The 3,174-nt window shown below is 54.7% G+C and carries 4 protein-coding genes and 1 tRNA gene; 4 read left to right on the top strand and 1 reads right to left on the bottom strand.

Translation table 11 applies throughout. From position 1 onward, the window contains the following. Window position 1: 1 nt before the first annotated feature. Window positions 2-78 (bottom strand) — tRNA-Lys (locus GTN70_12725). Window positions 79-252: 174 nt separating this feature from the next. Here GTN70_12725 and bfr point away from each other — a divergent pair. The 4 genes from bfr (at window position 253) to GTN70_12705 (ending at window position 2,906) form a co-directional block, all read left to right on the top strand. Then, window positions 253-726 (top strand): bacterioferritin, encoded by a 474-nt coding sequence (gene bfr / locus GTN70_12720; protein NIO17816.1) that lies wholly within the window; start codon window positions 253-255, stop codon window positions 724-726. A 20-nt stretch (window positions 727-746) separates the two neighbouring features. Further along, window positions 747-1,118, top strand: a complete 372-nt coding sequence (locus tag GTN70_12715; protein NIO17815.1) for a pyridoxamine 5'-phosphate oxidase family protein — start codon at window positions 747-749, stop codon at window positions 1,116-1,118. A gap of 89 nt (window positions 1,119-1,207) precedes the next feature. Beyond that, the gene (amrB, locus tag GTN70_12710) at window positions 1,208-2,434 is read left to right on the top strand and encodes an AmmeMemoRadiSam system protein B (protein ID NIO17814.1); all 1,227 of its coding nucleotides are present in this window, start codon (window positions 1,208-1,210) and stop codon (window positions 2,432-2,434) included. A gap of 58 nt (window positions 2,435-2,492) precedes the next feature. Further along, window positions 2,493-2,906 (top strand): YbgC/FadM family acyl-CoA thioesterase, encoded by a 414-nt coding sequence (locus tag GTN70_12705; protein NIO17813.1) that lies wholly within the window; start codon window positions 2,493-2,495, stop codon window positions 2,904-2,906. The last annotated feature ends 268 nt before the right edge of the window (window positions 2,907-3,174 follow it).

The following is a 3,174-nucleotide window of genomic DNA, read 5'->3' as shown; positions in this document are numbered from 1 at the left end:
TTGGTGGGCCACCCGAGACTCGAACTCGGAACCTCCTGATTAAGAGTCAGCTGCTCTGCCAAATTGAGCTAGTGGCCCAGAAAATTTTACAACGAAATGAAGGGCCGGTGCCATACAATTTTGCCTTCCTGAGTGAAAGACCCTGTCGCTTCATCTGATATTCACGGGAGAAAGGGGCAGGAAAGCCCAAATTTCAATCAAGCAATTGGAAATCTTCGGTGCTATAATTTTAAAAAAACGAAGGGGGCGCCCATGAAAGGGAACAAGAAGCTGATCGCCACGCTGAACGATCTGCTCTCCGACGAGTTGACTGCAATAAGCCAGTACTTTCTCCACGCCGAACTCTGTGACAATTGGGGCTACGCGAAGATTTACGCCAAGACGAAGGAGCGTTCCATCGCCGAGATGAAGCACGCGGAAAAGCTGATCGAAAGAATCCTTTTCCTCGATGGCATGCCCGTTATGGACAAGCTCAAAAAGATGTTCATTGGCCAGGACGTCAAGTCCCAGTTTCAAAATGACCTCTCTGCAGAGCTCGGAGCGGTCAAGGCATACAACAGCGGTATTTTGCAGGCCGCCGAGGCGGGTGACAACGGGACGAAGGTCCTCCTTGAGTCTATTCTTTCAGACGAAGAGGAACATGTGGACTGGCTCGAAATGCAGCTCGACCAGATCAAGCAGATCGGGCTCGAGAACTATCTGGCCGCGCAGATTGAGCAAGAGTAAGCAGGGAAGGGGAGAGCAAAATGAACCTGAGAGAGATTTTCCAGAAGGGCGGAACGGGAGTGATCGGGACATCCAATACGCAGGGCGAAATCAACATGGCGATCTACGCCGTTCCGGTCATCATTGATGAGGAGACGATCGCCTTCGGCATGACCGAGGGAACGACCTATAAGAACCTTCTCGAAAACCCGCACGCCTCCTATCTTTACATTTCATCGGGGAAGGGATACGAGGGAGCCCGGCTGAAACTCCTCATCTCCAACCTGGAAGACTCGGGCGCGATGCTGGAAGGAAAGAAGCTGGGATTAAAGGCCAAGCTGGGAGAGGCGGTTGCAGATGCCCTCAAGTACGTTGCCTACTTCAAGGTCCTCGAGGTGCGCTCTCTCATCTGAGAGCTTTTCGATAATTCTGCCCAGGGGGGAACGGAAATGCCTCGCCTGCTCCGTTGCCCTTTCAGCAAAATAAGACCGCGCGGGGAACGATGGGACAGAGCGTACTTCCAAAGTTGAGGCAGGACATTCAGATATTCCCCGCAACGCTGAGGGAGCAACGGGTATTCGTCGTGAGCGACCCCCTGGGGCTTACCAGTGAGCCTGCAGTCATTCCGGAGTCCCATGCGCGCCTCCTTTCCATGTTCGACGGCGAGAGGACGGTCCGTGACCTTCAGCTCGTCATGATGCACGTCCGCGGGAATGTCCTCGTCATGGAAGAGGAGGTGAAAAGGTTCATCGACGAGCTCGATTCCTATTACCTCCTGGATACGGGAAGGTACCAGCGGGCCAGGGAGAGGGTCTATGCGGAATTTGCCGCCCTGCCGGTTCGCCCGGCACACCTTGCCGGGAAATCATATCCGGGGAGCCGCCAGGAACTCCTGGATTTCATGGAAGAGCTCTTCCAGGCGGCTGTTGACGTTTCGCCGCCGCCGGTTAAAGGCCTTCGCGCGCTCGTCGTCCCCCACATAGACATGAAGGTGGGAAAAAGGGTCTATGCGCGCGGGTACTCGAGCATCAGGGACTGCGAGTTCGACAGGGTTCTTCTTCTGTGCACGGGCCACAACATGGGTGACTATTTTTTTTCCCTGACGGAGAAGGACTACGAGACGCCTCTTGGCCCGGTATCGACCGATGTGGATGCGGTAAGGTTTCTCGAAAAGGGCATGGGAAAGGGCATCTGCCCCGTGGACTTTCCACACCAGATGGAGCACTCAGCGGAGTTCCAGGCGGTCTTTTTGCGGTACCTGTTTCCCGACAAGGATTTCATGGCCGTCCCCGTTTTGTGCGGCTCCTTCAAAAGGACTCTTCACATCGCATCGAGGCCTTCCGATGTCCCTGCCATACGGGTATTCGCCGACAGGCTGGCTGATCTGCTTGCCGATGACGGGCACAGGTGGGTCGTCGTGGCGGGCGTCGACCTCTCTCACGTGGGGCCGAAGTTTGGCCATGACAGCCCCGCCAAATTCATGGAAGGGGAGTTCAGGGAGCACGACCGGATCCTTCTCGAGAACCTTGAAGGGGGAGACCCCGGGGGCTTCTTTTCCGAACTCAAGAAGGTTGACGACCGGTACAACGTGTGCGGTGCTTCCCCGCTTGCCCTCCTCCTCGAGCTCTTCGAAGGGAGCAGGGCCGCGGTGCTCGACTACGATGTGTGGTACGACGAGCCAACCATGTCGGCCGTGAGCTTTGCCGCGGCGATCTTCGGCGATGGATGAGATCTCCCGGGCGGCCAGGGGCAGCGTCTCCGCCCGGAAAAAGTGCAGGGGGTAAGTGATGAGCAGTGGTTTTCCGTATCACTACGAGCTGAAAGTTCGGTTCAGGGACGTGGACATGATGGGCCATGTAAACAACGCGGTGTACCTGACCTATCTCGAGGAGGGCCGCACCGGTTTTGGCGGATGGATTTTCAAAGGCCGCCCGGAGTTTCGAAAGATCGGCTACATCGTCGCATCGGTGAAGATCAATTACCGGGCTCCCGCGTTTTACCGGGAATACCTGAGGATATACCTGCGGGTGAAGGAGATGGGAAACACGAGCTTCGTCTTCCAATACGAGATAAGAAAGAGGGACACCGACGAACTGGTGGCCGATGCCGAGTCCGTCCAGGTCATGTTCGACTACCAGGAGGAAAAGAAGTACGCAATTCCCGGGGAGATGAGGAAACTCTTTCAGGAGAGGGCGATGTGAGCCAACCTCGTTCATAGTTCATGGTTCAAAACCTGAAAGTCGAAAGTAGATAGGAGATAGGTGATATGAGTTGCTTTCACAACTTTCTCCTTACTCCTTCCCAGACTTTGAACTCGAAACTCCAAACTATGAACTCTGAACTGTATTTATTCCGCATTCCGAAATCCACATTCCGCATTACAAACACACAGAATAACCGAGAGTNNTCTGGTTTCTCGTTTCTGGTTCAACCGTAAACCGGAAACCGAAAACCACAAACTGGAAACCG

Source organism: Deltaproteobacteria bacterium (genome assembly GCA_011773515.1).
Lineage (GTDB): Bacteria > Desulfobacterota > Deferrimicrobia > J040 > J040 > WVXK01.
Note: the sequence above shows the minus strand (reverse complement) of the source record. Positions and strands in the feature narration are given on the sequence as shown.

Coding starts and splice junctions, on each gene's coding strand:
- GTN70_12715 (NIO17815.1), top strand. CDS start 747: ATGAACCTGAGAGAGATTTTCCAGAAGGGCGGAACGGGAGTGATCGGG.
- amrB (NIO17814.1), top strand. CDS start 1,208: ATGGGACAGAGCGTACTTCCAAAGTTGAGGCAGGACATTCAGATATTC.
- GTN70_12705 (NIO17813.1), top strand. CDS start 2,493: ATGAGCAGTGGTTTTCCGTATCACTACGAGCTGAAAGTTCGGTTCAGG.
- bfr (NIO17816.1), top strand. CDS start 253: ATGAAAGGGAACAAGAAGCTGATCGCCACGCTGAACGATCTGCTCTCC.